The organism is Marinitoga sp. 1197 (assembly GCF_001021165.1).
Lineage (GTDB): Bacteria > Thermotogota > Thermotogae > Petrotogales > Petrotogaceae > Marinitoga.
Window position 1 is genome coordinate 43,299 of sequence record NZ_AZAY01000048.1, and the last position, 26,464, is coordinate 69,762.

32 protein-coding genes are annotated in these 26,464 nt (G+C 28.3%); 20 read left to right on the top strand and 12 right to left on the bottom strand.

Going from position 1 to position 26,464, the window contains the following annotated elements; genetic code table 11:
* Positions 1 to 50: 50 nt before the first annotated feature.
* The 12 genes from X275_RS09850 to X275_RS09905 all read left to right on the top strand — a co-directional run bounded on the left by X275_RS09850 (position 51) and on the right by X275_RS09905 (position 9,186).
* Positions 51 to 794 carry an ATP-binding cassette domain-containing protein gene (locus tag X275_RS09850; RefSeq protein WP_047268646.1) on the top strand — a complete coding sequence of 248 codons (744 nt, stop codon included), beginning with the start codon at positions 51 to 53 and terminating at the stop codon, positions 792 to 794.
* A complete protein-coding gene (locus X275_RS09855) occupies positions 791 to 1,750 on the top strand; it encodes a SufB/SufD family protein (protein ID WP_047264919.1) in 960 nt (319 codons plus the stop codon). Before X275_RS09850 ends, X275_RS09855 begins: the two co-directional genes overlap by 4 nt.
* A 114-nt stretch (positions 1,751 to 1,864) precedes the next feature.
* On the top strand, positions 1,865 to 2,470 hold the full coding sequence (epsC, locus tag X275_RS09860; protein ID WP_047268647.1) for a serine O-acetyltransferase EpsC: 606 nt from the start codon (positions 1,865 to 1,867) through the stop codon (positions 2,468 to 2,470).
* 65 nt (positions 2,471 to 2,535) lie between these two features.
* Entirely contained in the window at positions 2,536 to 3,195 is a 660-nt protein-coding gene (locus X275_RS09865) for an ABC transporter permease (protein ID WP_047268648.1), read from the top strand.
* Positions 3,196 to 3,206: 11 nt separating this feature from the next.
* Positions 3,207 to 4,232, top strand: coding sequence for an ABC transporter ATP-binding protein (locus X275_RS09870; protein ID WP_047268649.1), 1,026 nt, complete (start codon positions 3,207 to 3,209; stop codon positions 4,230 to 4,232).
* Position 4,233: 1 nt separating this feature from the next.
* Entirely contained in the window at positions 4,234 to 4,881 is a 648-nt protein-coding gene (locus X275_RS09875) for an ABC transporter permease (RefSeq protein WP_047268650.1), read from the top strand.
* Between the two features lie 12 nt (positions 4,882 to 4,893).
* The gene (locus tag X275_RS09880) at positions 4,894 to 5,778 is read left to right on the top strand and encodes an ABC transporter substrate-binding protein (RefSeq protein ID WP_047268651.1); all 885 of its coding nucleotides are present in this window, start codon (positions 4,894 to 4,896) and stop codon (positions 5,776 to 5,778) included.
* A gap of 9 nt (positions 5,779 to 5,787) precedes the next feature.
* The gene (locus X275_RS09885) at positions 5,788 to 6,192 is read left to right on the top strand and encodes a hypothetical protein (protein WP_047268652.1); all 405 of its coding nucleotides are present in this window, start codon (positions 5,788 to 5,790) and stop codon (positions 6,190 to 6,192) included.
* A gap of 11 nt (positions 6,193 to 6,203) precedes the next feature.
* The gene (locus X275_RS11750; RefSeq protein ID WP_084825189.1) at positions 6,204 to 7,205 is read left to right on the top strand and encodes a cytochrome b5 domain-containing protein; all 1,002 of its coding nucleotides are present in this window, start codon (positions 6,204 to 6,206) and stop codon (positions 7,203 to 7,205) included.
* Between the two features lie 50 nt (positions 7,206 to 7,255).
* On the top strand, positions 7,256 to 7,435 hold the full coding sequence (locus X275_RS09895) for an HTH domain-containing protein (RefSeq protein WP_047268653.1): 180 nt from the start codon (positions 7,256 to 7,258) through the stop codon (positions 7,433 to 7,435).
* A 69-nt stretch (positions 7,436 to 7,504) separates the two neighbouring features.
* Entirely contained in the window at positions 7,505 to 8,776 is a 1,272-nt protein-coding gene (locus X275_RS09900) for an NAD(P)/FAD-dependent oxidoreductase (protein WP_047268654.1), read from the top strand.
* 98 nt (positions 8,777 to 8,874) lie between these two features.
* Positions 8,875 to 9,186, top strand: a complete 312-nt coding sequence (locus X275_RS09905; protein WP_052913857.1) for an ArsR/SmtB family transcription factor — start codon at positions 8,875 to 8,877, stop codon at positions 9,184 to 9,186.
* A 24-nt stretch (positions 9,187 to 9,210) separates the two neighbouring features.
* On the opposite strand, the gene X275_RS09910 is transcribed toward X275_RS09905, so the two are convergent.
* The 3 genes from X275_RS09910 to X275_RS09920 all read right to left on the bottom strand — a co-directional run bounded on the left by X275_RS09910 (position 9,211) and on the right by X275_RS09920 (position 10,503).
* Complete coding sequence (locus X275_RS09910; protein WP_047268656.1) at positions 9,211 to 9,456, bottom strand: hypothetical protein; 246 nt, start codon at positions 9,454 to 9,456, stop codon at positions 9,211 to 9,213.
* A 172-nt stretch (positions 9,457 to 9,628) separates the two neighbouring features.
* The gene (locus X275_RS09915) at positions 9,629 to 10,195 is read right to left on the bottom strand and encodes a hypothetical protein (protein WP_047268657.1); all 567 of its coding nucleotides are present in this window, start codon (positions 10,193 to 10,195) and stop codon (positions 9,629 to 9,631) included.
* 2 nt (positions 10,196 to 10,197) lie between these two features.
* A complete protein-coding gene (locus tag X275_RS09920) occupies positions 10,198 to 10,503 on the bottom strand; it encodes a hypothetical protein (protein ID WP_047268658.1) in 306 nt (101 codons plus the stop codon).
* A gap of 250 nt (positions 10,504 to 10,753) precedes the next feature.
* Between X275_RS09920 and X275_RS09925 the strand changes: the two genes are divergently transcribed.
* Positions 10,754 to 11,533, top strand: coding sequence for a GGDEF domain-containing protein (locus X275_RS09925; protein WP_052913859.1), 780 nt, complete (start codon positions 10,754 to 10,756; stop codon positions 11,531 to 11,533).
* A 17-nt stretch (positions 11,534 to 11,550) separates the two neighbouring features.
* Here the strand turns inward: X275_RS09925 and X275_RS09930 are convergent, their stop codons facing one another.
* The 9 genes from X275_RS09930 to X275_RS09970 are packed head-to-tail and all read right to left on the bottom strand — an operon-like array spanning position 11,551 to position 19,177.
* Positions 11,551 to 12,093 carry a 2-oxoacid:acceptor oxidoreductase family protein gene (locus tag X275_RS09930; RefSeq protein ID WP_047264909.1) on the bottom strand — a complete coding sequence of 181 codons (543 nt, stop codon included), beginning with the start codon at positions 12,091 to 12,093 and terminating at the stop codon, positions 11,551 to 11,553.
* Positions 12,090 to 12,845, bottom strand: coding sequence for a thiamine pyrophosphate-dependent enzyme (locus tag X275_RS09935; protein ID WP_047268659.1), 756 nt, complete (start codon positions 12,843 to 12,845; stop codon positions 12,090 to 12,092). The genes X275_RS09930 and X275_RS09935 overlap by 4 nt, the downstream gene beginning before the upstream one ends.
* 15 nt (positions 12,846 to 12,860) lie before the next feature.
* Positions 12,861 to 13,916: a 3-methyl-2-oxobutanoate dehydrogenase subunit VorB gene (locus X275_RS09940; protein WP_047268660.1), complete on the bottom strand. Its 1,056-nt coding sequence runs from the start codon at positions 13,914 to 13,916 to the stop codon at positions 12,861 to 12,863.
* A gap of 13 nt (positions 13,917 to 13,929) precedes the next feature.
* On the bottom strand, positions 13,930 to 14,160 hold the full coding sequence (locus X275_RS09945) for a 4Fe-4S dicluster domain-containing protein (protein ID WP_047264906.1): 231 nt from the start codon (positions 14,158 to 14,160) through the stop codon (positions 13,930 to 13,932).
* A 21-nt stretch (positions 14,161 to 14,181) separates the two neighbouring features.
* Positions 14,182 to 14,850: a hypothetical protein gene (locus tag X275_RS09950; RefSeq protein WP_047268661.1), complete on the bottom strand. Its 669-nt coding sequence runs from the start codon at positions 14,848 to 14,850 to the stop codon at positions 14,182 to 14,184.
* Positions 14,843 to 15,934 (bottom strand): butyrate kinase, encoded by a 1,092-nt coding sequence (gene buk / locus X275_RS09955; RefSeq protein WP_047268662.1) that lies wholly within the window; start codon positions 15,932 to 15,934, stop codon positions 14,843 to 14,845. Before buk (X275_RS09955) ends, X275_RS09950 begins: the two co-directional genes overlap by 8 nt.
* Positions 15,935 to 15,945: 11 nt before the next feature.
* Positions 15,946 to 16,839 (bottom strand): bifunctional enoyl-CoA hydratase/phosphate acetyltransferase, encoded by an 894-nt coding sequence (locus tag X275_RS09960; RefSeq protein WP_047268663.1) that lies wholly within the window; start codon positions 16,837 to 16,839, stop codon positions 15,946 to 15,948.
* A 9-nt stretch (positions 16,840 to 16,848) separates the two neighbouring features.
* On the bottom strand, positions 16,849 to 17,910 hold the full coding sequence (gene buk, locus X275_RS09965) for a butyrate kinase (RefSeq protein ID WP_047268664.1): 1,062 nt from the start codon (positions 17,908 to 17,910) through the stop codon (positions 16,849 to 16,851).
* A gap of 19 nt (positions 17,911 to 17,929) precedes the next feature.
* Positions 17,930 to 19,177, bottom strand: a complete 1,248-nt coding sequence (locus X275_RS09970; RefSeq protein ID WP_047268665.1) for an aminotransferase-like domain-containing protein — start codon at positions 19,175 to 19,177, stop codon at positions 17,930 to 17,932.
* Between the two features lie 229 nt (positions 19,178 to 19,406).
* On the opposite strand from X275_RS09970, the gene glyA reads away from it, so the two are divergent.
* From glyA to X275_RS11195, 7 genes are all read left to right on the top strand, one after another.
* Positions 19,407 to 20,678: a serine hydroxymethyltransferase gene (glyA, locus tag X275_RS09975; RefSeq protein WP_047268759.1), complete on the top strand. Its 1,272-nt coding sequence runs from the start codon at positions 19,407 to 19,409 to the stop codon at positions 20,676 to 20,678.
* Between the two features lie 345 nt (positions 20,679 to 21,023).
* Positions 21,024 to 21,521 (top strand): OmpH family outer membrane protein, encoded by a 498-nt coding sequence (locus X275_RS09980; protein ID WP_052913104.1) that lies wholly within the window; start codon positions 21,024 to 21,026, stop codon positions 21,519 to 21,521.
* Between the two features lies 1 nt (position 21,522).
* Positions 21,523 to 22,227 carry an LPS export ABC transporter ATP-binding protein gene (gene lptB / locus X275_RS09985; protein ID WP_047268666.1) on the top strand — a complete coding sequence of 235 codons (705 nt, stop codon included), beginning with the start codon at positions 21,523 to 21,525 and terminating at the stop codon, positions 22,225 to 22,227.
* A 4-nt stretch (positions 22,228 to 22,231) separates the two neighbouring features.
* Positions 22,232 to 22,759 (top strand): TIGR00725 family protein, encoded by a 528-nt coding sequence (locus X275_RS09990; protein WP_047268667.1) that lies wholly within the window; start codon positions 22,232 to 22,234, stop codon positions 22,757 to 22,759.
* On the top strand, positions 22,752 to 24,155 hold the full coding sequence (gene gltX, locus X275_RS09995) for a glutamate--tRNA ligase (protein WP_047268668.1): 1,404 nt from the start codon (positions 22,752 to 22,754) through the stop codon (positions 24,153 to 24,155). The genes X275_RS09990 and gltX overlap by 8 nt, the downstream gene beginning before the upstream one ends.
* Complete coding sequence (coaBC, locus tag X275_RS10000) at positions 24,136 to 25,347, top strand: bifunctional phosphopantothenoylcysteine decarboxylase/phosphopantothenate--cysteine ligase CoaBC (protein ID WP_047268669.1); 1,212 nt, start codon at positions 24,136 to 24,138, stop codon at positions 25,345 to 25,347. The genes gltX and coaBC overlap by 20 nt, the downstream gene beginning before the upstream one ends.
* On the top strand, positions 25,268 to 26,458 hold the full coding sequence (locus X275_RS11195) for a L,D-transpeptidase family protein (RefSeq protein WP_052913860.1): 1,191 nt from the start codon (positions 25,268 to 25,270) through the stop codon (positions 26,456 to 26,458). Before coaBC ends, X275_RS11195 begins: the two co-directional genes overlap by 80 nt.
* Positions 26,459 to 26,464: the final 6 nt, after the last annotated feature.

Consider the following 26,464-nt stretch of genomic DNA (forward strand, 5'->3'; position numbering starts at 1 on the left):
TTGATAAAATTATAATAAGTATTATATTGATATATTGAGGAGGAAGTAAAATGCTCAAATTAAAAAATATAAGTTTTAAAACTGGCTCGAGAAAGATACTTGAAGACATTTCTTATAAGTTCGAAAAAGGTAAAATTTATGCTGTTTTGGGAAATAATGGAGTTGGCAAATCAACATTAGCGAGAATAATCATGGGATTGGATGGATATATTAGGAAACATGGTGGTTTAATAATTTTTAACGGTGAAGATATCACAAATCTCAATATAACAGAAAGAGCAAAGCGTGGAATAACAATGGCATGGCAAGAACCCGTAAGATATGAAGGATTAGGAGTCAGAGAATATTTAACTTTAGGTAAGAGAATAAACTTAAATGATTCTGAACTAATTGAAATATTGAATTTAGTAGGATTAAATCCCTTTTATTTACATAGAAAAGTAGATAAAACTCTTTCAGGTGGAGAAAGGAAAAGAATTGAATTGGCTTCATTAATTATTTTAAAACCTAAATTTGCAATTTTTGACGAACCAGATTCTGGTATTGATATGATGTCAAATATTATGATTGAAAGGATATTTAAAATAATAACTGCAAATGGTGGAACTGTTTTGAGTATAACTCATAGAGAAGAAATAGCTGAAATTGCTGATGAAGCTTTCCTTATTTGTTCTGGAAAAATAAAAGCTGAAGGTGATCCTAAAAAAGTTTCTGAAGTTTACAAATCCACATGTGATAACTGCACTCATATAAATGTTCCAGTTGAATTCACTGAAGACGAGGTGAAATTATGAATATAGAAAAAAACTATGCAAAAGAATTTGAAATGATTGAAAAAGCATATGAGCAAGCTGGTGGTGATATTAGCAATTTATTAAGTAAAGACATAGTATCTATAATTATAAGCGGAGATAGAATACTTGGTAAAAATACAGTTGATGGTATAACTATAAATGTTAAAAGTGCAGAAAATGGAAAAGTTGAATATGAAATGATAATAGAAGATAATTTAAAACTTGATAAACCCATACACATGTGTGTTGGTTTTCTAAAAAAGCAGGGAGAACAATATATAAAATCCACATATAAAATTGGCAAAAATTGCGACATAAAATTTTTATCACATTGTTCATTTCCGTTTGGTAAAATTCATCATAAAATGGAATCAGAAATGTATATTGATGAAAATTCAGTTGTATTTATGGAAGATGAACATTTTCATAATGAAAAAGATGGAATATTCTTAGAAACATATTATTATACGAAAGTTTCAAAAAACTCTGTTTTTGATAGTAGATTTAAATTAACAAAATCAAGAGCAGGTAATTTGAAAATTCACATGACGGTTGATTTAGATGAAGATGCAAAAGCGCTATTAGAATCAAAGGTCTGGGGAAAAAATGATGATAAAATTGAAATAAAAGAAATAGTAAATTTAAATGGTGAAAAATCTTCTGGAATTGCAAAAACGTATGTTTTTGCTCAAGACTCAACAAATGCAGAAGTTATCAATGAAGCTTATGGTAATGCGCCTTATTCAAAAGGACATATTGAATGTACGGAAATTAGCAAAGGTTCAAATGTTCATGTAAGTACCATTCCAATTTTGAGAGTAAATAATGATTTAGCAGAATTAACTCATGAAGCTTCTGTAGGAAGGGTTAATCCACAGCAATTAGAAACATTAATGGCAAAAGGACTAACGGAAGATGAAGCGACAGAACTAATAATTAAAGGTATTCTAAAATAAAAACCCGTATGGGTTTTTATTTTTATATTTTTTTAACATGAAAATAGATAAAAATTATCTTATTTTGTGTTATAATAATTATGACAAAACTACTCGTATTTGGAGGGAGAGATAATGAAAATAATAATAAATGCTATTTTAGATTTTTTAAATATATTTATTTACTTAAATCAAGATTTAAATGAATATTTAAAGAAAGATCCTGCTTCAAAGTATAAATTAGGTGTAATACTTTTTAATACTGCTTTTCATGGATTGATATTTTATAGAATTTATCATTATTTTTATAAATATAAAATATATCCTTTATCTTATTTTTTATATATGATAAGTAAAATTTTATATTCAATGGACATACATCCGGCAGCTAAATTGGAACCAGGAATAGTTATAGATCATGGATTGGGAATTGTAATAGGTTCTACTGCAACTGTTGGCAAAGGGACTCTCATATATCATCAAGTGACTCTTGGGGCAAAACATATTAAAAAAGGCAAAAGACATCCAGATATAGGCGAAAATGTAATTATAGGAACAGGCTCTAAAATATTAGGAGATATTTCAGTAGGAGCTAATTCTGTTATCGCAGCTAATTCTGTTGTTTTAGAAAATATCCCATCTAATTGCCTTGTTGCTGGAATTCCAGCAACAATAAAAACTTTTGAATATAATCAAGATAAAATTTATGAAATAAATCATAATTTTGATTTTGTTATTTGATTCAAAGTTTGACATTGGTACAAAACTTTGATATAATTTTACAAAAGAGAAACAAAGGTGATATAATGAACTATCTTAATTATCTCTATATTAATCAAGAAAAAATCATAAAAGAATTAATAAATCATATTCGTATAATTGGAATTGCGTTACCTTTTGCCGTTATAATCGGCATTGGAATTGGTTTCATTATTTCTAGAAATCAAAAAATGTCTAAAATTGTATTATATATTGCAGGAATTTTGATGACAATTCCAAGTCCAGCATTATTTGGTATAATGGTTATACTTCTTGCTCCTTTCCATATGAGTTTAGGAAGACCTCCTGCCATTATTGCTTTAGTAATTTATTCACTGCTTCCAATGATTAGAAATACTTTAGTTGCAATTCATACTTTGGATAAAGGTATTATTGAATCTGCACGAGGAATGGGAATGAATGAAAGGCAAATTTTATTTAAAATAAAATTGCCACTTTCAATTCCTATTATTATGTCTGGAATAAGAAATTCTGTTGTTATGGGTGTCGGAGTTGCAACTATAGGATATTATATTGCAGCTGGAGGCTTAGGATATTTTATTTTTGCAGGTTTAAGTAGAGGAAGATATGAAATGATTATCACAGGTGTAATTTTGTTGGCGATTTTAGGAGTTGGTCTTAATTATATTATGCTAAAATTTGAGGAATTAATCACGCCAAAAGGTTTGAAAGTTAAGATTAATTAATGGAGGACATTATGAGTATTGAATTAAAAAATGTGTCTAAAAAATATAACGATAAATTTGCAGTAAAAGATTTGAATTTAAAAATTGAGGATGGAAAAATAACAGTTTTGATAGGTCCATCTGGGTGTGGAAAAACAACCACATTAAAATTATTGAATAGATTAGTGGAAAGAAGTGAAGGGGAAATATTTTTTGATGGTATTTCGATTGATGACATTGATAAAATTCAGTTGAGACGAGGGATAGGTTATGTAATTCAAGAAATTGGATTATTTCCTCATTATAATGTTTTCGATAATATTGCGGTAGTTCCAAAGCTGTTGGGTTGGAATAAAAGAAAGATAAAGGAAAAAGTAAAGGAACTTTTGGAACTTGTAAATTTAGATTATGATTCAATAGTTAATAAATATCCTTTAGAATTATCAGGTGGTCAAAGGCAGAGAGTAGGTGTAGCAAGAGCATTAGCAGCAGATCCGAAAATTTTGTTGATGGACGAACCTTTTGGGGCCATAGATCCGATTAATAGAGAAATTTTACAAGATGTTTTGTTGGATATACAAAATAAATTAAAAAAAACAATTGTATTTGTTACACATGATATAAGAGAGGCAATTAAATTAGGAGATAAAATTGCCATTTTTAATAATGGTGAATTAGTTCAATTCGGTAGTACAGTTAATATAATTAAACAGCCAAAAAATGATTTTGTTAAAGAATTATTAGGTAAAAATGCTGAATTAAACTTTTTAGAATTTGTTAAAGTGGAAAAAGTTATAGATGATGATTATGCTTTAATAAGCTCTTTAGATGAAATAAATAAGTTAAAAAAGAATTGTTATATTTTGTATAATAATAAATATGCAGGTTTTTTTATAAATAATAATATAAAGAAGTTAAGAAAAGAATATATTAATTATAATGATAGTGTTTTAGAAGGAATAAATATTATGTTTAAGAAAAATATTAATTATTTACCTGTTTTGAAAAATGGAAAAGTTTTAGGAGTGTTAAAATACGAATCAATTATGGAGGATTAAAATGGATTTATTTTCATATTTTATAAATAATTTTGATGTTGTTATGCAAAGAACATTAGAACATCTATTTATCTTTTTTATTTCATGGATTTTATCAGTTGTTGTAGGAGTTTTTATAGGGATATATATTACAAGAGAGAAACGAAAAAGATATACTAATTTAGCTTTAACAATAACGGGTATAACGCAATCTATACCAAGCGTAGCTGTTATAGCTTTGATATTTTTATTTATGGGAATAGGTAAGTTAACAGCTATTATAGCATTGTTTTTATATGGTTTAGTTCCAATAGTTTTTAATACAACATCTGGAATTGTAAGTATCAGTCCTAAAATTATTGAAATTGCAAAAGGAATGGGAATGAATGAAAAAGAAATTTTATATAAAATAGAGATACCAATTGCTTTACCAGCAATCTTTTCTGGGTTAAGAAATTCAGCAATTATAAACATAGCTACAGCAACAGTTGCTTCAGTAATAGGCGGAGGTGGATTAGGAGTAATTATTTTCACGGGATTATCCCATTATAATGCATCTATTATTTTTGCTGGTGCTTTACCTGTATCAGTTTTAGCGATAGGAATAGATATTGTGTTGGAACTTTTTGAGAAAAAATGGGTTTCTAAAGGATTAATAAATGAATTTTAAGGGGGAATTGTTATGAAAAAAATTTTTATCGTATTGTTAGTTTTAGTTTTAAGCTTTAATTTATTAGCAGCAAAAACAATTGTTGTTGGTTCTAAGATGTTTACTGAAGGGTATGTTATCGCAAATATGATTTCATTATTGCTTAAAGATGCGGGTTTTAGGGTTGAAGAAGAATTTGGTTTAACATCATTTCCATTAAGAGCGGCAATTGAGAATGGACAAATAGATATATATTCTGAATACACAGGAACTGCATGGGCTGCGTATTTTAAACAAACGAAAAATATATATGATCCCTATGAATTATTTAATAAAGTTGCTGAAATGGATTATAAGAAAAATAAAATTATTTGGATAAATATGATACCATTTAATGATACTTATGCAATGGCTGTGAAAAGCAAATTTGCTGAAGAAAATAATATAAGAACATTATCAGATTTATCAAAATTTGTTAATGCAGGTAATAAGGTTATTTTTGGAGTTAATCCAGAATTTTATGAACGAGCTGATGGTTTTTTTGCAATGGCAAAGTCCTATAATATGAACGTCCCCAAAAAATATGTAAAAACAATGGAAGCAGGATTGACTTATGAAGCAGTTTCCTCAGGAAAGATAGATGTAGCAATGGTTTATTCGACAGATGCTAAGCTTTTAAAATATAAATTGACTGTATTAATAGATGATAAACGTTTTTTTCCATTATATAATCCTGCTATCTTAGTCAGGGAAAAAGTTTTAAATAAATACCCTGAAATAAAAGAAATATTAAAACCTTTAACTTTATACTTAAATGAAAATATAATTATTAGACTAAATTATCTTGTTGATGTAAAAGGTTACGAACCTGAAATAGTGGCAAAAAATTTCTTAAAAGGATTAGGATTGATTAAATAGGAGGGTTCTATGGAAGAATTAGTAGAATTTTTAGGAACATTAAATATATTTTTTTTAGTGTTTAATTTATCTTTATTTTTTGTCAGAAGAATATATAAATATTTTATAACTGAAAAACAATCAAAAATAGCAAAATTAATTTTATTTATAATGAAAATATTAAAAAAATATCATAAAATCTCTGGAATATTATTAATTGTTGTTGGAATAACGCATGGCTATTTGGCTTTAAATGGAAATTTATATTTACATACAGGATTGATTTTATGGATAGGTATAATTTTTATGTTTTTAATTTATACATTGGGTAAAATAAATATTTTTAAAAATACATGGATTAAATGGCATAGATATATAGGGATGTTTTTAATTATTTTATTAATTATTCATTTGGTTGATCCATGGCTATTATAGGAGGAGATAGAATGAAAAAGGTATTATTAGTATTGATGGTTATTTTAAGTTTAGTTGTATACGCTGAATATGTGAATATAATAGATTTAAATTATGATGAATTTGGAGTGAAATATAAAATAATTCCTTATAATAAATTAATAGAAAATAATGGCAAAAACAGCAAAGAGTCTTTTGTTGCAATTAGCGGAATTGTGTATGATGTTACCTATGAAAAACCATGGGAAAAAGGCTATCATGAAGGCTATAACGCTGGCTCAGAACTAACATTTGAAATTTTAAGACTTTCACCTCATGGTGTGAGTAAATTAAAAGATATTGATCATATTGGAATTTTAGCTTTTACTTATGATGAATTAAAAAAATTCAATGGGAAAAATGGAAATAAAGCGTATATAGCAGTAAATGGAATAGTATATGATGTGTCGCACTCTAAATTGTGGGAAAACGGTGAACATAAAGGAAAACATGAGGCAGGAAATGATTTGACGTATGAAATAACAAAGTTGTCGCCACATGGGTTAAAAAAATTAGATAATGTTTTTCCAGTTGGTATATTAATATATAGTTTTGATGAATTAAAGAAGTTCAATGGAAAAAATGGAAATAAGGCATATGTAGCAGTAAATGGAATAGTGTATGATGTATCTCACTCTAAATTGTGGAAAAATGGAGAACATAAAGGAAAACATGAAGCTGGAAATGATTTGACATATGAAATAACAAAGCTGTCGCCACATGGATTAAAGAAATTAGATAATGTATATAAAGTTGGATATATAGCTTTAAATAAAAATGAATTAAAAAAGTTTAACGGAAAAAATGGAAATAAAGCATATGTAGCAGTTAATGGAATAGTGTATGATGTGTCGCACTCTAAATTGTGGGAAAACGGTGAACATAAAGGAAAACATGAGGCAGGAAATGATTTGACGTATGAAATAACAAAGTTGTCGCCACATGGGTTAAAGAAATTAGATAATGTATATAAAGTAGGATTTTTATTGTATTGACAAAATAAAATTTTTAATATATAATTATTTTTGTAAGAGGAGGGGTTTTTGTGAATACAATCGAATTAGTTGTTAAAGTATTATCAGAATCAAAAGAGCCGTTAAAAGCTGGAGAAATAGCAGAAAAAGCTGGGATTGATAAAAAAGAAGTAGATAAAGCAATAAAAAAATTAAAAAAAGAGGAGAAAATTGAATCTCCAAAAAGATGTTACTATACTATAAAGAAATGAGTGTAGGCTGAAACCTTAAGGTTTCAGCCTATTTTTTTTTGATAACTTAAATAGAAAGGAGAGAAATATATGAGAATTGCTGTAATTGGTTTTGGTGCTGCAACTGTAGGTTTTTTGAAGGAAGTAGATACAACCAAAAATGAGGTAATAGTTTTTGAAATGAATAAAGACATTTTTTCATCTTCAATCAGCGGTATAAGAGCAGATGGAAAACTGTTCGTTTCTTCGGAAATGGGAGGAGATTTAGAGGAAATACTTTTTGATAAAAAGTTGCAAAAAGAAATAGTGAATTATTATTCTGAGTTATCTGAGACAGAACCAGAAGTTGGATCAAGAGAGAATATCGAAGAATTAAAAAAAAGATTTTTCATTAATGGTTTTAAGTTAGTTGAGTCGGAATTTTTCCATATTGGTACAGATAAATTAAAAATATTTCTTAAAAATGCACATAATGAATTTATAAAAAAAGGTGTTAATTTTAAATTTAATTCTTTTGTGAAAAATATTGATGTACAAGAGAAAATATTAATTGAATATATAGATAGAAAAACTAGAGCTGAACTAAAAGATTATTTTGATAAGGTTTATGTTGCAGTAGGGCGTAGTGGTTTTAAATTAATTGACACTTTAACGAAAAAATATCCCGACATAATATTATCTAACACGAAAGTGGATTTAGGTGTAAGATTTGAATTACCAGATATTGTAGTTAAAGAATTAAATGAAGCTTTATATGAGTTTAAAGTTAAATTTAAGTCATCTAATGGGCAATTAATAAGAACATTTTGTAATAATCCGTCTGGGTATGTTGTGACAGAAAAATATGCAGATTTTATAACTGTAAATGGGCATGCAATACACGATCAAAAATCTACAAATACTAATTTTGCAATTTTGGTAACGCACTCTTTTACTAAACCATTTAATGACCCAAATGGTTATGGATCATATATTGCTAAGCTTTCTAATATTTTAGCTGGAGGTAATAAAGTTATACTTCAAACATATGGAGATTTTAAAAAAGGAAAAAGAACAAAAAAATTATGGAAAGTTTTTCCAACATTAAGTAATAATGAATATGTTTTAGGCGATTTGAATCTAGTATTTCCAAGTAAAACATCGATATCTTTAATAGAATTTATAGATAATTTAAATCAAATTATACCGGGTATTGCTGATGAAGAAAATCTTTTATATGGTGTTGAAGTAAAATTTTATGGTAAAAAATTAAATAACAATTTATTTGAAAATATTAAATTTATAGGGGATTGTTCAGGTCATACGAGAAGTATTGTGCATGCAACAGCTCATGGAATTATAGAAGCAAGAAAAATCAAATAAAACTAATTTTTTAATTTTGTTTTGAAACTATCGTAAAGTTAATACTTTATACTTATTATGATATAAACAAAAATTTATAAATAATGGAGAGTAATATTATGGACGATTGCGTATTGGTCGCTGAAATATTTAAGGCATTATCACACCCTACACGATTAAGAATATTAAAATTATTAAATGAAAAAAAATGTAATGTTATTGATATTTCTGAAGAATTATCACTAACTCAGTCAAGTGTTTCTCAACACCTTAAAATTTTAGAAAATTCTGGAATCATAAAAAAGGAAAAAGAAGGAAATGTTGTTTTTTGCGAAATTAAATATAAAAGTATATTTAAACTATTTGATGATGCAAAAAAGATTCTTTATGAAGAATTAAACGCTGCACATAATATAATTAAAAATTCTTAATCCACATCATCAGATGTGGATTTTTTATTCTTTATTTTTTTTAAAATGTTTTACTGTATATTTAACTACAATACCTATAACAAAATGATCTATTGAAATTTTAAAATATAAAATATCTATAAACTGTTTGAAAATAAAATTCATAAAATGTGCATAAATATATATTATAACTATATATAAAAGGATTGAGGTTAAAAAATATATATATTTTCTTTTTTCTCTTTCTTTAAATATACATATTTCTCTAATTATTGCAATTATTATAATCATTATACAAGTAAAAACAAACCCCATAGAAAAAATTGAGGGATACTTATAACTAAAAATACGTTTAGAAGTTCCAAAAGTAGGTAGAATATACCAAAAATAAAAGCAATCAAAAATAACAAAGTATAAAAAATCCTTTATATTTAGTGGAATTCTTTTTTTTATATCAATCACCTCAATAAGTATATAATACTTTCTTGAATTCTATTTCAGTTGAAAAAATTTCGTATCCTGCTATATAAAAATCAATGTTATATAATCCTAAAAAATTTTTTGTGTTTTGTTTAAATACTACTGTAATGTTTTTATTTGGATTTGTGAAATCTGGAGATATAACATTATAATATGTATTATATATTATATCATCTTTTGTTAATACACAAAAAACAGGTAAATATTTATCGCTTTTTAGTATTTTTTTGATTCTTAAATTTACTAAAATTTCATTTTCAACGCCACTATAAAAAACAGATTTATTATTTTTTGATTCATTTGAAAATATGCTAAATTTCATATTTTCATATTTAAAACTACTAGATTTCTTACGATTACATATACCATATCCATTAATTATTTCAAATTTATGTGTATTAAAAGGAATTGGATAGAAAACCTTTTTCCTAATTTTTAACATATAATAATCATAATCATTATATTTTGATTTTTCTTCTAATGGAATTGAGGATATGACCTTCAAATTTTTATTGAGTATAATTATTGATATTTCTTTATATTTTTTCATAATTAATTAATTTTTTTTGGATGATATAAATCATTGGTGTCTACTATTTTAAAATCGGACGAAAAATACCCATCCAAAAAACCTTTTGCAAAACCTACAGCAGCTCCTGTAACTGCACCTCCTATACCTCCGCCAAATTTAACACCAGCATAAGCGCCTAATACAGCATTTTTTACACCGCTGTTAATTCCATTTGCGGTTCTTCTTGCGACTTCTTCATTTTTTCCTGTTACTTCATCGCGCAATTCCATATTATATTGTTTCCAATAATCACTAGAGTCATGAGAAATACCATTGTTAATATACATACTATCCCTCCTATTTTAAAATTTTAGAGAAACAATTTTTAAAGTTATTATATATAGTTATTTAATTCAAAATAATTTTATCAAAAAAAAAAAAAAAAAAACAATTAATGTAAATTTTATGTAAAGCAGTATTTAAACTATTTGATGATGCAAAAAAGATTCTTTATGAAGAATTAAACGCTGCACATAATATGATTAAAAATTCTTAATCCACATCATCAGATGTGGATTTTTATGGTATAATAGTAATATGATTGCAATTGAAAAGAATATTTTAAATATGCTTGAATTAAAAAAACTTAAACATAAATATATAATTTTTGATGAAAATACAGAAATTAATTCTGTAGATGTTTTTGTTTCTTCAACTATACAAAACAATCATTATACAATATTGATTGCAGATAATTTAAGTAATAAAATATTAAAAGCTGATGATTTTATTTTGAAACCTTTTGATATTGAAGAATTAAATTATAGAATAGAATTAGGATTAAAAAAGGTTAAAAGAATTAAAGAATTGGAGAGATTATCTTTAATTGATTATCTAACAGGTGTATATAATAGAAGAGCAATTACAGATTTATTAAAGAAAGAAATAGAAAGATCAAAAAGAGAAAATAAATTTTTTTCTGTTATTATGCTAGATTTTGATAACTTTAAAAGTGTTAATGATAAATATGGCCATGATGCTGGTGACGAGGTATTAAGAAAAACTGTTGAATTAATTAGACAAAAAATCAGATATTATGATTTAATAGGGAGACTTGGTGGAGAAGAATTTTTAATTATTTTATCTAATATTTCAATAGAAAATTCCTTAAAGGTTAGTGAGAGAATACGAAAAGCCATTGAAGAGAATATTGTATATATAAATGGTCATAAAATTAAAATTACGGTAAGTCAGGGAGTGTCAATGTTTAATGGAAATAAAAATATTGATCAATTGATAAAGGAAGCAGATTTAGCTCTTTATGAAGCAAAGGAAAAAGGAAAAAATAAGGTAATATTATATAACAACCCCCGGTGAGTTTCCGGGGGTTGTTGTTATTTCACTAAAGCATTCATGCCTGCTTCTATAGCTTTTAAATTTATATCCAATAAATCTGCTTTTTTTCCTTTTAGTGATTTTTCCAATGCAGCTTTTACAGATTCAAAAGAAACAGCATTAGTCGCTTTCAAATATGCACCTAACATAACCATATTCTGAACTTTTATATTCCCTAATTCATCAGCGATATCATTAGCAGGGATTTTATATATTTGAACATCTTTTCTTTCAGGTTCTCTATCAATAACTGAGGAATTTAACAATAATATACCATTTTCAGGCAATAATTTTTCGAATTTATACATTGAAGGAATATTAAATGCAATAACTTCAGTTGGTTGATCAACTACAGGTGAAGCAATGTATTTTTCAGAAACTACTACTGTACAGTTAGCCGTCCCCCCCCTCATTTCCGGACCATATGATGGTAACCATGTTGTATATAAGTTTTCATACATTGCAGCTAAAGACAATATTTTTCCAAATAACATTACACCTTGGCCACCAAAACCTGCAGCTATGAATGCATGATGTTTCATTTTTCATCACCCACCTTATCTACATAAACGCCTAATGGAAATTCAGGTACTAAATTTTCTTCTAACCATTTATTTGCTTCAACTGGTGGAATTCCCCAGTTTGTTGGACATGTTGATAACACTTCAACCATTCCAAAACCTTTTCCCTGAATTTGAGCTAAAAATGCTTTTTTTATCATCTTTTTCGTTTTTAAAACATCTTGAGGTTTGTTAACTTTTGTTCTTGCTAAATAAGCTACACCTGGCAAATTTGATAAAATTTCAGCCATATGTAAAGGATAACCTTCATTTTCAGCACTTCTTCCGTATGGCGAAGTTGTGGTTTTCATTCCTAATAATGTAGTTGGAGCCATTTGACCACCAGTCATTCCGTAAATAGCATTGTTAATAAATATTGTTGTGATTTTTTCTCCTCTGTTTGCTGCATGTAATATTTCAGCTGTACCTATAGCAGCCAAATCTCCATCACCTTGATATGTAAAGACAACATTTTCTGGCATAGCTCTTTTCATTCCAGTTGCAACTGCTGGAGCTCTTCCATGAGGTGCAACTGTTCCATCAACATCAAAAAATTCATATGCGAAAACTGAACAACCAACAGGAGCTACCATCAAAGTTTTTTCTCTTATTCCTAATTCATCTATAATTTCAGCAACTAATCTATGAACTATTCCATGATGACAACCTGGACAATATGTGAATTCTTTTCCACTCAATGATTCAGGACCTTTAAACTTTATTTTATAAGACATAATTTTCCTCCTTTCTTATATCAATTCCATTAATTTTGCTAATACTTCATTTGGCGTTGGAACAACCCCTCCGGTTCTACCATAAAATTCAACGGGTTTTTTTCCATTAACTGCTAATTTTACATCTTCAACCATTTGACCCATACTCATTTCCACTGTAAAGAATAATTTTGCTGAATCAGCTAATTTTGCCAAAGCATCATATGGATAAGGCCATAAGGTTATAGGTCTGAATAATCCAGCTTTTACGCCTTTTCCTCTTGCCATATCAACTATTGTTTTTGCTATTCTTCCCATTGTACCATAAGCAACTATTACTAGTTCAGCATCTTCTGCTTTGTATTCTTCCCACATTTGCTCATTTTCAATAATTTTTTTATATTTTTCTTGATATCTTAAATTCATTTTTTCTAATACATATTCATTTATATCAAATGATGTAATTTTATGAGGTTCGCGACCCTTTGCTCCCTGCATTGCCCAGGAACTATGATCTGGTAATGTGTTTAAATCTCTGAAATCTGGAAATTCAACAGGTTCCATCATTTGCCCTAACATACCATCAGCAAGAATTAAAGCAGGATTTCTGTATTTATCAGCAACATCAAAAGCTTTAGCTGTTAATTCCACAGCTTCTTGCAAAGATTCTGGACCATACACAACTAATCTATAATCACCATGACCGCCACCTTTTGTTGCCTGGAAGTAATCACTTTGAGCAGGTTGTATGTCTCCTAAACCAGGTCCTCCTCTAACAACATTAACAAATACAACAGGTAATTCTGCGCCTGCAATATACGATACACCTTCTTGCATTAAACTGTAACCAGGTGAAGAAGTTGATGTCATAACTCTATGACCAGTAGAAGCGGCACCATATAACATATTCACTGCAGCAACTTCACTTTCAGCCTGTAAAAATACTCCATCTACTTGCGGCATTCTTCTTGACATATATTCAGTTAATTCACTTTGTGGTGTTATAGGATATCCAAAATATAATCTACATCCAGCTCTTATGGCAGCTTCACCAATTGCTTCTGTACCTTTAACCATCACTTTTTCAGCCATTCAATATCCCTCCTTAAGCCTTTGCTTTTTCTAATGTTGAAACTGTTATACATACATCGGGACACATCTGATAACAGAATCCACATCCTATACATTTTTCCGGATTTAAAACAGCTGCAGGATGATACCCTTTAGCATTAAATCCTTCAGAGAAACCTAAAGTTCCAGTTGGACATGCATCTATACAAAGACCACATCCTTTACATCTTTCCTGATCAATTTCAACTTTGTTCTTGTATTCCATCGTATCCCTCCTTCTATTTAACTATAATTGATAAACTTTATCTAAAAATCTTCTTAATATGAATTTTGTATATTTTGTATTCAATTCTTTCAAATATTCTGGAACAACAGTAAATGCTATAGGTATTCCAGTCTTTTCAGATACTGATTCTAAAAGTTTTTCCCCTTCTAATATTATTTTCTCTGTTGTTTCATTCTGTAAATTAGAGTTTGAAATAAGATAATCTATCTTTCTTCTAGCCTTAGCACTGAGCCTTTCAATATAATATATAATGTCATCAACGTTATTCATAAAAGGTCGTTTTGTATTAACAACAAAATATGTTGCTGTTTTAGTTTGATCAAGAAAATTTTTTAAAGACCCAACTACCGTTGAACCATCTTCATTTCCACCGGCATCAATTATTGTTTGGAATTCAGGATTTACTATATAACCACCAACCTGTGGAGGAATTATAGGTAAATCAGCATGCATAAATTTTCTCGGAGGAGTTATAACCTTTATTCCCATATTTTCTAAAATGTCAATTTCATCTCGTGTTCTGAAATATGGACTTATTACATCAATATCCGCAATTGCAACATTTTCATATTTTTCTTTTAAATATATAGAAGAATTTAAGGCAATTTCCGTTTTTCCAGATCCAAACATTCCAATAATTACGTGACATTTATATTCTGTATTAAGCATATTTCCCCTCCGTTGGAGGATAACTCTTAACTTTTTCTATTCCTTTTAAAGCCCTTAATGCAGCCTCAGCTAAAGCCTTTTCTTCATCTCCACCTGGAACAACATAAATAGGAGCTATGAATTCTGTGTGTTCAATAAGCCACTTAACCATATTATTTTTATCGTAAGCTAATCCACCAGTTAAAATAATTCCATCAACTTCAAAATTTAAAGCCGTTGCCATTTTTCCAATCCATTTTGCAATTTGTAAAGCCATAGCTTTATAAATTAATGTTGCGTATTCTTCACCATTTTCTACTCTTTTTTGAACTTCAAGAGCATCATTTGTATCTAAATAAGCTACCAATCCGCCTTTACCTTTTATTCTTTTTTTCATTTTATCTAAAGTAATACTATCTGAATAGGCTAAATCGATTATCTGTGTCATAGGTAATGTTCCAGACCTTTCAGGGGTAAAAGGGCCGTCACCATCCAGTGCATTATTTACATCAACAACTTTTCCTTTTTTGTGGGCACCAATTGAAATTCCACCACCCATGTGAACCACTATTAAATTAATTTCTTCATATTTTTTATTCATTTTTTCAGCTATAAGTCTTGCTACAGCTTTTTGATTCAAAGCGTGAAAAATAGATTTTCTTTCAAAATCAGGATGCCCTGAAAATTTTGCAATTTCATCCATTTCATCAACAACTACTGGATCCGCAATATATGATGGAATATCATATTCTGATGCTAATTCATGAGCTATTAAAGCACCTAAATTGGAAGCGTGTTCTCCGTACTTTCCTTCTCTTAATTCCTCTTTCATTAGTTCATTTACTTTGTACACACCACCCGGAATAGGCCTTAAAAGACCACCTCTACCTATAATAGCTGAAAATGAAGATATTTGATGACCTTCTTTTTCTAAAAACTTTTTTATAACTTCTTTTCTGAATTCATATTGTTCTGCTATATGATTAAAAGGAGACAATTCTTCAGATGTATGTCGTACAGTTTCTTTGGAAACTAAATTTTCATCTTCATATATTGCTAATTTAGTTGATGTGGATCCAGGATTTATAACTAATATTTTGTACATATTATTACCTCCTATGCCAAGAGTACAGATAATGCAATTGATAATAATTTTGCATCATCCGAATCTGCTCTTGAAGTCAATACTACAGGTTTTTTTCCACCTAAAATTGTACTAGCAACTCCTGCTTTGGAAAGAAATACCATAGATTTATAAAAAATATTTCCTGCCTCAATATCTGGCATTATTATAATATCTGCATCTCCTGCAACCACGCTTTTTATACCTTTATGCTCTGCGGCTTCTTTTGAAATAGCATTGTCCATTGCAAAAGGGCCATCAACAATACAATCTTTAATTTGTCCCCTTCTATTCATCTGAGTAATAATAGCAGCATCTACAGTGGCTGGCATTTTTGTATTTACCTTTTCAAGAGCACCTACAATAGCAACTTTAGGATTTTCGATTTTCAGGGCATTCGCGACCTTTACTGCATTGTTTATAGAATCAACTTTTTGTTCTAGTGTTGGTGCAATTACCATACCAGCATCAGTTACAATTAATAATTTATGGTAATTCTCAATATCAAATACGCTAACCAAATTAATTGTTCCTTTTGTTCTTAACCCATATTCTTCTTTTAAATAAACAGATAGTAATTCTCCTGTAGTTATATGGCCTTTCATTGGTAAATCAATTTTTCCTGATGAAACATCCTCTATTGTTTTTACTATTGCTTCTTTGTTTGTATTGCAATGAATGATTTTCATTTCTGAAATATCTATATCATTATTTTCTGCAATCTCCTTTATTTTCTTTTCATCTCCATATAATACTACATTACATATATTTTCCTTAACAGCTCTACTTACTGCTTTTAATACAACGTCATCTTCTGCAGCAGCAACACCAACCGTTTTTTTATTTTCAAGATTCTGTGCTAATTGTATTATTTTATTGATTCTCATATTATCACCTCACATTTCCCATTCTTTAGCTTTTTCTTCAGACTTTAAAATTCTTAAAGCACCTTCAGCTAAAGCTTCCATTTCAAATGACCCTGGGTATAACATTATTAAAGCTATTTTTGAAACTCTTTGTTTTATCATGTCAATAAAAATCTCATTTCTTGCCATTCCGCCGGTAATAATTATCGCATCAACATCCCCTTTTAAGACTGCTGCCATTCCACCTATTTCTTTTGAAATTTGATATGCCATAGCTTCAACCACTTTTTTAGCATAATCATCATGTTCGGCTTTTTTCATTGCTACTCTCAAATCATTAGTACCTAAATATGCAACCAAACCACCTTTACCAATATATCTTTTTTTCAATTCTCTTTTATCATACTTTTTGGAAAAAGCTATTTTAACTAGATCGCCAACTGGTAATTCTCCAGTTCTTTCTGGACTAAATGGGCCTTCATCATTTGCATTATTAACATCTATCATTTTACCTTTTCTTTGAGCACCTATAGATATACCTCCACCAAGATGTACTATAATAAAATTGCATTCTTCATAATTTTTTTTCAATTCATTTGCTGCTTTGCGAGCTACACTTTTCATATTTAATGCATGAAATAAACTTTTTCTTTCTATTTCTGGGATACCAGATATTCTTGATTCTGGTATAAATTCATCTACTGATACAGGGTCTGTTATAAAAACAGGAATTTCATTATTTGCCAATTCCCACCCGATTACTGCGGCTAAATTTGATGCATGTTCTATTTTTGTTTTATTTTTTAAATAATCAACCATTTCTTCATTAACTTTATATGTACCACTTTCAAGTGGTGGCAAAACACCTCCTCTAGCAGCAATAGCATCAAAATCTATCATTTTATATCCATACTTTTCTATAAATTCTACGATTTCATTTTTTCTTAATTCTATCTGATCCATTAATCTATTATATTTATCTAATTCTTCAGTAGAATGTGTAACTTCTTCTGAAACAATTATTTTATTTTCTTCAAATACAGCTATTTTTGTTGATGTGGAGCCAGGATTAATTACTAATATTCGATACATTTTTCCACCTCGCATAGAATTATTTTATTTTTAAATTAATTCCTTTTTTCTTTGCATATTCTTCAATAGTTTCCCTTAATCTTTTTGTTCCTTCTTCAAGTTCTTCAAATGAAGGAAGACAGAAGGAAACTCTCATTGTGTTTCTTTCTGGTTCTTCTACATAGAATGTTTCCCCAGGAATATATATTATTTTCTTTTCTTTTGCAATCTCAAACATTTCCATTGTATCAAAACCTTCTGGCAATATTATCCAGGAAAATAATCCACCTTCAGGATGTATCCATTCAATATCTTCAATATCCCCTAAATATTTATCCAATGCTTCCATAAATTTATCCTTCTTTTCTTTATATAATTTTATCGTTGGTTGAATTTCTTCGAATAAATCGTGTTTTTCCATAAATCTTGCAGCTATTCTCTGGGTTAATGTCGATGAACAAAGATCCATTCCCTGTTTTGCAAGGACCATTTTTCTAATTAATTCTTCATTTGCAATTATTACACCAATCCTTAAACCAGGAGATAAAACCTTACTAAAGGTATTTAATAATATTACCCTTTTTCCTTCATTTAATTTAAAAATACTTGGAAGTTTTTCTCCTTCAAATCTTAGTGCGCCATACGGATCATCTTCAATAATTATGAAGTCATATTTTTCTGCTAATTCTATTAATTTCTTTCTTTTTTCTAATGACAAGGTTATTCCTGCAGGATTGTGAAAATTACTTACAGTATATACAAATTTAAATTTATCAATCTTTCCTTCTTTTTCAAGTTTTTTTAATTCACTTTCTAAAATATCTAAATTCATACCATCTTTTTCTAACGGAATACTTATATAATTAGGATTTCTCTGATTAAATGCACTTCCAGCGCCTAGATAAATTGGCTTACTTACTGCACAATAACTATCTTCATCTAAAAATACTGTCCCCAATATAAATAATGCCTGTTGAGAACCTGTTGTAATCATTATATTTTCTTCATTTAAACAATGTATGTCTTCGTATTTTTTTAATAATCTAATATACTGTTTTATCAATTCAGGATCACCTTCAGTTGAACCATATTGCAACGCAACCTTGTATTCATTCATTATTACATCATTTGCTATTTTAGATAATTTTTCTACTGGAAACGTTTCAGGATCTGGTATTCCACCACCAAAAGAAATAATTCCTTCTGCTGTTGCTGTTTTTAACAATTCTCTAATGATGTTTGATTTAATTCTGTTTACTGTTACAGAATATTTACTTTCAAATTTCATACATTTCACCCCTCCGAATTTAGTTTTTTTCTCATTTTTATTTTACACTTTTAAATATATTTTTACAAAGTTGATTATGGGGGTATATATCGAGTTATATAGAATTATATGTGATTATATGCTGTGTGAAAAATTTTTCACGAAATTTTTTTCAATAATGTTGTTGGCTTTTCATTATAATATATTGTATAATAGGGGTAGAAATTTTTATTTAAGAGGAGGAATAAAAATGTGGGAAAACTTAAAAACCGTTGATCCTGAAATTTATGATATTGTTATGAAAGAATTAAAAAGGCAGGAGTTCGGATTAGAATTAATAGCTTCAGAAAATTTTGCATCTCAGGCTGTAATGGAAGCAATGGGGAGTGTATTAACAAATAAATATGCAGAAGGTTATCCTAAAAAAAGATATTATGGTGGTTGTGAATTTGTTGACGAAGCTGAAACTTTAGCAAGAAAAAGAGCTAAAGAATTATTTGGGGCAAAATATGCTAATGTTCAACCACATTCAGGTTCTCAGGCAAATATGGGTGTTTATTTAGCGTTAATGGAAACAGGAGAAACATTAATGGGAATGTCGTTAAGTCATGGCGGACATTTGACACATGGAGCTTCTGTTAATTTTTCTGGTAAAATATTCAATGTAGTTCAGTATGGAGTTAACGAAGAAACAGAGGTTATCGATTATGACGAGGTTGAAAAGCTAGCTATTGAACATAATCCGAAAATTATAGTAGCTGGCGGAAGTGCGTATGCGAGGATTATTGATTTTAAGAGATTTAGAGATATTGCAGATAAAGTAGGAGCTTATTTAGTTGTTGATATGTCACATTTTGCAGGTTTAGTTGCTGCTGGTTTATATCCCCATCCTTTGGAATATGCACACGTTGTTACTACTACTACACACAAAACATTAAGAGGTCCTCGTGGTGGTATGATTTTAACTAATGATAAAGAAATATATAAATTAATCAATAAAAGTATATTTCCAGGAATTCAAGGTGGCCCTTTAATGCATGTTATTGCTGCAAAAGCTGTAGCTTTCAAAGAAGCTCTATCTTCAGAATTTAAAGAATACCAAGCTCAAGTTGTTAAAAATGCCAAAAAATTAGCAGAAGAAATGGAAAAATTAGGGTTCAGAATAGTTTCTGGGGGCACAGATTCACACCTTTTCTTAGTTGATTTAACAGAAAAAAATGTAACGGGTAAAGCTGCTGAAAAAGCTTTAGAAGCTTCTGGTATTACTGTTAATAAAAATACTATACCAAAAGAAACAAGATCACCATTTGTTACAAGTGGAATTAGAATAGGAACACCTGCTGTTACAACAAGAGGAATGAAAGAAAGTGAAATGAAAATTATTGCTCAATTAATCAATGAGGTTATTATAAATATAAAAGACGAAGATGGTAGTCTGGATGATGAATTTAAAGAATCGATTAAATTCAAAGTTAAAGAATTATGTGAAAAATTCCCTTTATATAAAGGAAAAATATTTTAAAATCATAAAAAAGCCCCAAAAGGGGCTTTTTTATGATTCTTTTTTCTTGTTGAAAAAATTAAGTTATCTTTAGATATTATTTTAATAAAAATTTTTAAATATATTCGGAAAGGTTAAGAATAAAAAAAACGGAGCTTATAGCTCCGCAAATTCCTTAGTTTATTTTAAGGAGGATAGGGGTATTATTATAATACCACTATTATGTTAAATAAAAATCCATTAATTATTCAAAAATATGTATTATAAATTAAGAAAAGCAAAACAAAATAGTTATGAAAAATTTTTTAAAAAAATAGAAATTAATGATATAATATAACAAGAATACATTTCAGGAGGTGTTTTTTGGTGAAGCATTTTTCAAAATATTTTATTGTAGTAATTGTTTTAATGGCATTTTTATTTATTCCTAAAATAGGGATATCTGAAGGTTCAAAAGAAACAGGAAAAAACTTAAAGATTGCATTTGTTCAAATGGAAAAGGTTACACAAAATTATTATAAATGGGTTGACCTACAGGAAAAATATAAAAACGATCTTCAATATTATCAGAACAAAATAAACAAATTGCAACAGGATTTTGAAAATCTCAAAAATTCTGGAGCTTCACAGGAAACTTTAGTTCAAAAACAAAAAGAATTACAAACAAGAGTTTCAGAATATCAAAAAGCTATTCAGGACGAATATACCAAAAAAACAAATGAAATTTTGGATGAAATAAAAACAAAAATTATCAGTTATGCCAAAGATAATGGTTATAATCTGGTACTTTATGAACCATCGGTTTTATATGCAGATGAATTAGTAGACATTACGCAACAAATAATCGAAATGTTAAAAAAATAATATGTATAATTTGATATGTAAAAAGATTACAAAAAAATATGGAAGAAAGATTGTATTAAATAATGTCGATTTTGAAGCCAGCACTGGAAAAATAGTTGGGATTTTAGGTCCTAACGGTGCTGGCAAGTCTACATTATTTAAATCAATTTTGGGAATAGTGGTTCCTAAAAGCGGAGATATTTTTCTCGACAATGAAAAGATTACTCATTTGCCAGTTCATGTTAGAGCTAAAAAAGGGATAGCATATCTTCCTCAGGAACCTTCTGTTTTTAGAAATTTAACCGTTTGGGATAATATGGAATTAATAGGAACTATGCTAAATATAGAAAACAAACATATGATTATTGAAAATATTTTAATGGAATTTGGTATTTTTGACTTAAAAAATCAAATCGCTGATTCACTTTCTGGCGGGGAAAAAAGAAGATTAGAATTTGCCAGAACGCTTTTAACAAATCCAAAATTTATTTTGCTTGATGAACCATTTGTAGGGATTGATCCAATAACTGTAAAAGATATACAAAAAATTATAAAATCTTTATCTAAAAAAAATCTTGGAGTTATAGTGACAGATCATAACGTTGACGAAATTGCTGAAGTCGTTGATATTTTATATGTTTTGCATAAAGGTAATGTTATAGCTTTTGGAGAACCAGAAACTGTTTTAAATAATAAACTTGTAATAGAAAATTACTTAGGTTGGTGAGTTTATGAATATAGCTGTTATAGGTTATTCCGGAGATCCAGAAAAAGAACCAATTAAAACTCTTCAAAACATTATATTTGAATTAGGTAAAATTATATCTAAAAATAATTGGACATTATTTAGCGGTGGCAGAGATGGAGTTATGGAATTAATTTCCAAATCTGTTAAGGAGCATGGAGGAAAAACTGTTGGAATATTACCGTGGGAAATTAATGGAAATGATTATCTTGATATTTCAATAAAAACAGGCCTTGACTTTTCTATGAGGTCTTATGTACTGGTTAAAAGCGTTGATATTGTTATTAGTATTGGTGGTGAAATTGGAACTGGTATAGAGATTTTAGGAGCATATGCAAATAGAAAACCTGTAATTTTATTAAGTGGTACTGGTGGATGGACTGATAGAATTCAAAAAATTCTTATTGATGGAAAATATCTTGATAATAGAAAATTGTCAGAAGTTTATATTGTTAATGATTTAAACAAATTGGAAGAACTATTAAAAAAATTACAGGAGGAATATTATGATTAGATTGAGATTTGCACCAAGCCCCACCGGGAATTTACATGTTGGTGGTGTTAGGACTGCTTTGTTTAACTGGCTTTTTGCCAAGAAAAATAACGGTAAATTTGTTTTAAGAATAGAAGATACAGATACTGAAAGATCAAAAAAAGAGTTTGAAGATAATATAATAGAAGCCCTAAAATGGTGTAACTTAAATTGGGATGAGGGCCCGGATATTAATGGAAATTATGGTCCGTATAGGCAGAGTGAAAGATTAGAATTATACAGAAAATATATTAATTTATTAATCGAAAAAAATATGGCATACTATGCTGTTTATAATAATAATAATGAAGAATTTTTTGTTTCAAATAGCTATCCGGAAAATTATAAAGAATATAGTATTGTTGTTAAGTTTAAAGTTGATAAAAAAGGTTATACTGAATTCAATGACTTATTGAAAGGTAATATAAAGTTCAGAAATGATTTATTAGATGATTTTATAATTTTGCGTTCTAATGGTATTCCTGTATATAATTTCACTGTTGTAATAGATGATCACTTTATGAATATTACCCATGTTATTAGAGGTGAGGACCATATTTCTAATACTCAAAAACAAATAATGTTATATAAAGCTTTTGGATGGAAAGTACCAGAATTTATGCATATTCCTTTGATTCTTGGTAATGATAAAAAACCCTTAAGTAAAAGGCATGGCGGTACTACTGTCGAATACTTCAGAAATGAAGGTATATTAAGTGATGCTTTAATGAATTATCTCGCTTTGTTAGGATGGACTGTAGAAGAAGAAATTTTTAATTTTAAAGATAAAGTTTCATTATTTACTCCACAAAAAATTTCAAATAAAGGTGTAGTATTTGATTATGAAAAGTTGGAATGGATGTGCGGAAAACATTTGCGAATGAAAAAAATTGAAAGTCTATACTTTGAATTTATTGAATGGTTAGATTATCAAAAAGATTTTTCTTTAAAGAATAAAATCGAAGAAGATAAAGAATATTCTTTAAATGTTTTATCGATTTGTAGGGAGAAAGTTAATACTTTAAAACAGTTAAAGGATTTTTCATATAATTTCTTTATCGATGATTTTTATTATGAAGATAAGTTTCTCGATAAGTTTTTAAAAAAAGATTGGGCAATTGATTTAATAAAAATATCACAGAAAAAATTTGAAAATTTAGAAGATTATACAGTTGAAAATGTTGAAAATGTTATCAGAAATATTGCAGATTTAAAAATAACTTCTAAAAAGAATACATTTCAAACTATACGAGGCATTGTTTTAGGAAAGTTAGTCACACCAGGCTTATTTGAATCTATAGCAATTTTAGGTAAAGAAAAAACTTTATCGCGTTTTAAAAAAGCAGAGGTGTTTATATATGAACATTTTAGAAAATAAAAATATTATTTTAGGTGTTAGTAGCGGAATTGCGATTTATAAAGCTGTAGATTTATCTTCTAAATTGAGAAAATCAAACGCTAATCTAAGCGTTGTTTTAACAGAAAATGCAAAAAAATTAGTATCTCCTGTTGTTTTTTCAGCTGTTGGAAACTGTCCCGTTTATACAGATTTGAATGATGTAAATAATGGCTGGATACCTCATACTCAACTTTCAATGAATGCTGATGCATTAATCATTGCTCCAGCTACTGCTAATATAATAGCTAAAATTGCCAATGGTTTTGCAGATGATCTTTTATCTTTGATAGCTCTGGCTTTTAGAAAAAAAGCTAAAATACTTGTTCCAACAATGAATACAAGAATGTATGAATCCCCAGCATTAAAAAGAAATTTAGAAACTTTAAAAAACGATGGATGGTTGATTGTTGAACCAGAAGTTGGACATCTGGCCTGTGGAGAAATTGGAAAAGGGAGATATCCGGAAAATAATATGATATTAGAATTTTTAGAATATTCATTAACAAAAAAAGATATGAATGGAAAAAATGTATTAATAACTGCCGGACCAACAATTGAACCTATAGACCCTGTTCGAAATATTACCAACAAATCCAGCGGGAAAATGGGATATGAGTTAGCAAGAGCTTTTTCATATAGAGGTGCTGAAGTTACATTAATTTCTGGTCCAACACATATTAAACCACCATATATATTGAAAAAACTTATTAAAGTAAATACAGCTTTTGAAATGAAAAATGAAGTTATGAAATTGTATAAAGATTTTGATATTATTATCATGGCAGCAGCAGTTTCTGATTTTAAAGTGATAAATTATTCTAAAGAAAAAATAAAAAAAGACCTTTCCAACTTTTCTCTTGAGTTAATCAAAAATCCGGATATTTTAAAAGAATTGGGGAAGATAAAAAACAAAAATCAGTTTTTAGTAGGTTTTGCTGCTGAATCAAATAATTTAATTGATTATGCAAAGAAAAAATTAATAGAGAAAAATTGTGACTTAATCGTAGCCAATGATATTTCAAAAAAAGAGATAGGATTTGATTCTGAATTAAATGAAATTTACATAATAAATAAAATGGGAGATGTTACCCATGTTGAAAAAAATTCTAAAAAATATATTGCTTTTAGGATTATTGATTATATTTCCGATAATTATAATGGCAAAAGCTAATATAACTTTTTTAAAGTTTCAGAATAATATTATTTATTTTAGATTAATTACAGAAGAAAGGATAATAAATCCTAAAATCTTTTTGTTTGATACGGGGTTTAGAGTAAGACCAGAATATAATTATAGTCCAACGTATATCGATATAAGAGTAAATATTAATGATTTTAGTAAAAATGATATTTTAACTTTAGAACTAGAATATGATTCTTTATCAGGAAGAAAAAAGGTTATTATTAATAATTTCCTCGATTTAAGAGAATTTTCCAAAGAAATAAATTTAGAAGTTTCTACTATTGAAACACTTGATGGTTGGAGGGGTGTTTTAGTAAACAATTCTAATAGAGACTTTAAAATAAAAAATGTTTTTATTGATAGGAAAATAAAAATTTATAATAGCGAAAATAATTTATATTATCTTCCAGAAAAACTTGAAGATGGATTTCATGAAATTAATATTACTTATTTAAATAAATATATGATTGAAAGAAAAAAAACAATTAGATTTTTTAAAAAAGGATGGTTTTATGCATCTTCAAATATAAAGGGCGCCTCATATAAAGTTCGATTTATTGATAATTATTTAGTAAAAAAGGGAGATTCAATATATAAAATTGCCAGAAAATTTAATGTTAAACCTGGTGAAATTATACTATATAATAACATTTCTGATCCAAAAACCATATATCCGGGACAATTACTAAAAATAGGAAAATTAAAATTTGGAGAAAGCCCTTTGATTATTACCATAGACCTTGATAAATCTATTCTTAATCTATATTATTTAGGAAAAAAAGTTTTAACTTTTCCAGCTGCTGTTGGAAGAAGTGATGCTACACCTCCAGGCTATTATAGAATAATGTATAAAGAAAAAGAACCCGCTTTATACTGGTATGGAGAATACATAAAACCTGGCTCAATCATTAATGGAGTTGGTAGCCGTTGGTTGCAATTGTCCAAAGAACAATATGGAATTCATGGAACTACTAAACCATGGGAAATTGGAAAAAGAATATCTCATGGATGTATTAGACTTTTTAATCAAGATGTTGAACTATTAGACTTTTTAACCGGAATTGGAACAGAGGTTTATGCTTTAAAATCTGCGAGGTGATTTAGT

Coding starts and splice junctions, on each gene's coding strand:
- X275_RS09935 (WP_047268659.1), bottom strand. CDS start 12,845: ATGTCTTATAAAATAAAGTTTAAAGGTCCTGAATCATTGAGTGGAAAA.
- epsC (WP_047268647.1), top strand. CDS start 1,865: ATGAAAATAATAATAAATGCTATTTTAGATTTTTTAAATATATTTATT.
- coaBC (WP_047268669.1), top strand. CDS start 24,136: ATGAACATTTTAGAAAATAAAAATATTATTTTAGGTGTTAGTAGCGGA.
- X275_RS09865 (WP_047268648.1), top strand. CDS start 2,536: ATGAACTATCTTAATTATCTCTATATTAATCAAGAAAAAATCATAAAA.
- gltX (WP_047268668.1), top strand. CDS start 22,752: ATGATTAGATTGAGATTTGCACCAAGCCCCACCGGGAATTTACATGTT.
- buk (WP_047268662.1), bottom strand. CDS start 15,934: ATGTACAAAATATTAGTTATAAATCCTGGATCCACATCAACTAAATTA.
- X275_RS09970 (WP_047268665.1), bottom strand. CDS start 19,177: ATGAAATTTGAAAGTAAATATTCTGTAACAGTAAACAGAATTAAATCA.
- X275_RS09855 (WP_047264919.1), top strand. CDS start 791: ATGAATATAGAAAAAAACTATGCAAAAGAATTTGAAATGATTGAAAAA.
- X275_RS09885 (WP_047268652.1), top strand. CDS start 5,788: ATGGAAGAATTAGTAGAATTTTTAGGAACATTAAATATATTTTTTTTA.
- X275_RS09850 (WP_047268646.1), top strand. CDS start 51: ATGCTCAAATTAAAAAATATAAGTTTTAAAACTGGCTCGAGAAAGATA.
- X275_RS09870 (WP_047268649.1), top strand. CDS start 3,207: ATGAGTATTGAATTAAAAAATGTGTCTAAAAAATATAACGATAAATTT.
- X275_RS09925 (WP_052913859.1), top strand. CDS start 10,754: ATGATTGCAATTGAAAAGAATATTTTAAATATGCTTGAATTAAAAAAA.
- X275_RS09930 (WP_047264909.1), bottom strand. CDS start 12,093: ATGAAACATCATGCATTCATAGCTGCAGGTTTTGGTGGCCAAGGTGTA.
- glyA (WP_047268759.1), top strand. CDS start 19,407: ATGTGGGAAAACTTAAAAACCGTTGATCCTGAAATTTATGATATTGTT.
- X275_RS09960 (WP_047268663.1), bottom strand. CDS start 16,839: ATGAGAATCAATAAAATAATACAATTAGCACAGAATCTTGAAAATAAA.
- lptB (WP_047268666.1), top strand. CDS start 21,523: ATGTATAATTTGATATGTAAAAAGATTACAAAAAAATATGGAAGAAAG.
- X275_RS11195 (WP_052913860.1), top strand. CDS start 25,268: ATGTTGAAAAAAATTCTAAAAAATATATTGCTTTTAGGATTATTGATT.
- X275_RS09915 (WP_047268657.1), bottom strand. CDS start 10,195: ATGAAAAAATATAAAGAAATATCAATAATTATACTCAATAAAAATTTG.
- X275_RS09910 (WP_047268656.1), bottom strand. CDS start 9,456: ATGATTATAATAATTGCAATAATTAGAGAAATATGTATATTTAAAGAA.
- X275_RS09905 (WP_052913857.1), top strand. CDS start 8,875: ATGGACGATTGCGTATTGGTCGCTGAAATATTTAAGGCATTATCACAC.
- X275_RS09880 (WP_047268651.1), top strand. CDS start 4,894: ATGAAAAAAATTTTTATCGTATTGTTAGTTTTAGTTTTAAGCTTTAAT.
- X275_RS09900 (WP_047268654.1), top strand. CDS start 7,505: ATGAGAATTGCTGTAATTGGTTTTGGTGCTGCAACTGTAGGTTTTTTG.
- X275_RS09920 (WP_047268658.1), bottom strand. CDS start 10,503: ATGTATATTAACAATGGTATTTCTCATGACTCTAGTGATTATTGGAAA.
- X275_RS09950 (WP_047268661.1), bottom strand. CDS start 14,850: ATGCTTAATACAGAATATAAATGTCACGTAATTATTGGAATGTTTGGA.
- X275_RS09990 (WP_047268667.1), top strand. CDS start 22,232: ATGAATATAGCTGTTATAGGTTATTCCGGAGATCCAGAAAAAGAACCA.
- X275_RS09945 (WP_047264906.1), bottom strand. CDS start 14,160: ATGGAATACAAGAACAAAGTTGAAATTGATCAGGAAAGATGTAAAGGA.
- X275_RS09940 (WP_047268660.1), bottom strand. CDS start 13,916: ATGGCTGAAAAAGTGATGGTTAAAGGTACAGAAGCAATTGGTGAAGCT.
- X275_RS09875 (WP_047268650.1), top strand. CDS start 4,234: ATGGATTTATTTTCATATTTTATAAATAATTTTGATGTTGTTATGCAA.
- X275_RS11750 (WP_084825189.1), top strand. CDS start 6,204: ATGAAAAAGGTATTATTAGTATTGATGGTTATTTTAAGTTTAGTTGTA.
- buk (WP_047268664.1), bottom strand. CDS start 17,910: ATGTATCGAATATTAGTAATTAATCCTGGCTCCACATCAACAAAAATA.